Source organism: Novosphingobium sp. (assembly GCF_036820275.1).
GTDB lineage: Bacteria > Pseudomonadota > Alphaproteobacteria > Sphingomonadales > Sphingomonadaceae > Novosphingobium.
On the sequence record NZ_DAISLT010000023.1, the window covers coordinates 55,053 to 58,657 of the forward strand.

Sequence of the window (3,605 nt, forward strand, 5' to 3'; positions counted from 1 at the left end):
GAGGATCGGCGGCTGCTCCGCTTCAGGGGCGGCCGCTTCCGGTTCGTCCAGTGGCGGCACGTCCTCGGCGAGGAGCGCGAGAGCACGGCGCCGACGGGGCAGAGGGTGCGACAGGACGGGAGAAACGCTCTCGTCGGTGGCTTCTGCTACCGAATCGCTTTCCGGCTTAGACGCGGCTTCCTCAGCTTCGAGGCCGGTGAAGGGCATGCGCGCGGGAGCGTCCTCGGCAGTCTGGGCGACACGACGTCCAGCGACGAGGCCGACCAGCCCGCCCAGGCCTGTAAGCGCGAGCGCGAAGAGGATGCGGGCCGTGGCGCCGAGCGGCGGCGCGGCCATCGGCAGGACCTTGGCAAGGCCCGTGGCCGAGACGATCCGCTCGATCAGCGCCGGGCTGACCATGAGCGATCCGAGCCCGAACAGCGCCGCGAACCACAAGGCGACGATCGCCGGGAACAGCGGGTGGCGGCTGATCGGTTGGGCTTTCTTGCCCTCTGGCCTGCTCTCTGGTTTCGCCACGTTCATTAACCCCGTTCTGAGTTCCGCAGTTTGGAAATTCGCCAGGTCAGGCAGCGGTTTCCAGTCTTTTTCGTGCTTCGAGAGGTGCCACCATTTGGTAAACGTCTCGATAATGCCGGGCATTGACCGCCCAGTCGTGCCGTTCGCGCACATGGCGGCGGCCCGCTTCGCGATAGGCTTCCCACGATTCGCGCGCTTCCAGCAAGTCCGCAAGCGCGGTGGCACAGGCGGCGGGATCGTCGGGCGTGAACAGCGTGCCCGTTGTTCCGTGAGTCACGAGTTCGCGGTGCCCGCCGACGTCGCTGGCGGCGACCAGCTTGCCTTGCGCCATCGCTTCCAGCGGCTTGAGCGGTGTCACCAGGTCGGTCAACCGGCTCTTCTTGCGTGGATAGGCCATGACGTCGGCCAAAGCGTAATAGCGTTCGACTTCGTGGTGCGGCACGCGGCCGATGAAGCGGATCGCCTCGGCGGCCGGGGAGGCCTGGGCCTGGGCGCGCAGGGCCTCTTCACGCGGGCCGCCGCCGACCAGCAGCAGCCGCGCCCGGGGCTGGCGTTCCAGCAGCAGGGGCATGGCGGCGATCAGGTCGTCGAGGCCCTCGTAATCGTAGAAGCTGCCGATGAAGCCGATGACCGGGTGCGCGATTCCGTCTGTTTCGAAGCCGAGTTCGCGGGCCAGTGCCGGATCGCGCGCGGGCGGGGTGCCGAAGAGGCCGAGATCGACGCCGTTGGGCATCTTCGAGATCTTGTCCGCCGCAACGCCGCGCGCGATCAAGTCGCTGCGCAGCCCGTCGCAGATCGTCACCACCGCATCGGCGCGGGCGACGACGCGGTTTTCCAGTGCCCGCGTGAGTCGGTACTTGAGCGAGCCTTCGGTGCCGGTGCCGTTGCCGACCGCGGCATCTTCCCAGAAGGCGCGGATTTCATAGACCAGCGGAATGCCATGGCGGCGGGCGACGCGCGCCGCCGCCGCGCCGCAGAGCGAGGGCGAATGGGCATGGAGCACGTCGGGCCGCCATTCCCGCACCAGCCGGTCGATCGATTCGGCGAACAGCCCGATCTCGCGCCATTCGCGCAGGCCCACCGGGCCGCTGACACTCCCTTCGGTGCGGTGGAACAGCAGGCCGTCCGCTTCCTCCACTGCCGGGCCTTCCGCCTTGTGGCGTATCCCGGTAATGCCGCGGACTTCGAAGCCCATGGCTTTCTGCGCCTTCAGGATCGCGCGGGTCCGGAAGGTATAGCCGCTGTGCATCGGCAGCGAATGGTCGAGGACGTGGAGGACACGGGTCATGGGACGGAATCCTATGTCTGCAAGGCTTAACGCCGCGTCAACCCGGCGCTGGTAGGTCCGGCGCGATGGTCGACATCCTTGCCCTTGCCGTGAGTCACGGACTGCTGGCGCTGGCCGCTTGGCGGCTGCTGCTGCGGCCGGACCTCGATGTCGAGACGCGGCGGGAAGAGTCTGCACCCGAGAGCAGGGCCTCGAAGCAAGGCGCCGTGAAACCCGGCCGGGCGAGGCGCGAGATGCGCTGGCCCGGCAAGGGGAATGGCGATGCTTGACCTTGCGCTGACCGGCTTCGTTGCCTGCTTCCTGCTGATCGGCTTCCGGCGCCCGTTCCTCTGGGTGCTGTGCTATCTCTATGTCGATATCGTCAGCCCGCAGATCATATCCTGGGGCATCCTGTCCCACCTGCCGATCTCGCTCATGGCTTTCGCCGCCGCGTTCCTCGGCTGGCTGGCGCTCGACGACAAGCGCGATTCGCGCTTCACCCTGCGGCAGGGCATCCTTGCGGCGCTGCTGCTCTATTGCGGCTATACCACCTGGGCGGCGGTCTATCCGGCCGCGGCCGCAGAGAAATGGGCCTGGGTGTGGAAAGCGCTGGTTTTCGCGATCTTCCTGCCTTTCACCTTGCGCACCCGGCTGAGGATCGAGGCGGTGGCGCTCGTCATGGTGCTGGCGGCGAGCGCGCTCATCATCGACGGCGGCCTCAAGACCGCAGGCGGCGGCGGCGGCTATGGCACCTTGCGGATCTTCGTGGAGAACAACACCGGCCTCTATGAAGGCTCGATCCTCTCTGCCGTGGCGATCTCGATCATTCCGATCGTGCTCTGGCTGGTGAAATACGGCACGGTATTTCCGGCGGACTGGCGGGTTTACCTCTTCGCCGCCGCGCTGATCTTCGCCTGTTCGCTGATCCCGGTGGGGACGCAGGCGCGCACCGGGCTGGTGTGTCTGGGCGTGCTGTGCCTGTTCTATCTGCGAACCGCGCGGCACAAGGTGCTGATCGCGGGCGGCATGGCGCTGGCGGTCATGGTCGCGGTGCCGTTTCTGCCGCAGGCCTTCCTCGCGCGGATGGGCACCATCGAGAATCACGAGGCCGACCAGTCCGCCAGCACGCGCCTTGGGGTCTGGAAATGGACCTGGGGCTACGTGAAGGAGCACCCGATGGGCGGCGGCTTCGTGGTCAACCAGTCCAGCCGGGTCGAGTACGATACGGTCGCCAAGGTCACCGTGGACGGCAGCACCGAAATCCGGCGCACCCATGTCGTGGAAGAAGGCCGGGCCTTCCATTCGAGCTACTTCGAGATGCTGGGCGAGCAGGGCTTCCCGGGCTTCGGCCTCTGGATACTGCTCCAGCTGACGGGGCTGGTGCAGATGGAGCAGATCCGTCGCCGCTGGAAGCGGCGCACCGGGCCGGACGAGGCCTGGGTGGCGCCGCTGGCCGTGGCGCTGCAACTGGCGCAAGTGGTCTATCTGATCGGTTCGCTCTTCGTGGGCATCGCCTTCCAGCCGTTCATCCTGATGCTGATCGGCCTGCAATGCGGCCTTTGGAGCTACCTCAAGCGAATCGACGTGCGGCAGGTACAAGTCCCGATTCGGACGAGCCGGCCGGTGGTCGGCATGGCCTGAGGGACGATCAAGGCCAAACTTTTTAAGGTCTGGAAGCATTGTTCAGGGAGAAATATTCCTAACAGACGCGGATTCCCTATGGTCCTGAAAAATCACGGGCAATCGTGTTTACGGCAAATTAACCTTTAACCTTCATTCGTCCTATGGTTAATACAAGGAAATATCCGTTCCGGCTGGGGAT

General features: G+C 66.0%; 3 protein-coding genes and 1 pseudogene. 2 read left to right on the forward strand and 2 right to left on the reverse strand.

The window, feature by feature from the left end; all coding sequences use genetic code 11:
• Both V7066_RS17525 and V7066_RS17530 read right to left on the reverse strand, forming a co-directional pair.
• Nucleotides 1-522: pseudogene (locus tag V7066_RS17525) on the reverse strand (hypothetical protein); the annotation flags it as partial.
• 40 nt (nucleotides 523-562) lie between these two features.
• Nucleotides 563-1,804, reverse strand: a complete 1,242-nt coding sequence (locus V7066_RS17530) for a TIGR04063 family PEP-CTERM/XrtA system glycosyltransferase (RefSeq protein ID WP_334184270.1) — start codon at nucleotides 1,802-1,804, stop codon at nucleotides 563-565.
• 65 nt (nucleotides 1,805-1,869) lie between these two features.
• On the opposite strand from V7066_RS17530, the gene V7066_RS17535 reads away from it, so the two are divergent.
• Both V7066_RS17535 and V7066_RS17540 read left to right on the forward strand, forming a co-directional pair.
• On the forward strand, nucleotides 1,870-2,073 hold the full coding sequence (locus V7066_RS17535; protein ID WP_334184271.1) for a hypothetical protein: 204 nt from the start codon (nucleotides 1,870-1,872) through the stop codon (nucleotides 2,071-2,073).
• Complete coding sequence (locus V7066_RS17540; RefSeq protein WP_334184272.1) at nucleotides 2,066-3,424, forward strand: putative O-glycosylation ligase, exosortase A system-associated; 1,359 nt, start codon at nucleotides 2,066-2,068, stop codon at nucleotides 3,422-3,424. The genes V7066_RS17535 and V7066_RS17540 overlap by 8 nt, the downstream gene beginning before the upstream one ends.
• Nucleotides 3,425-3,605 lie beyond the last annotated feature (181 nt).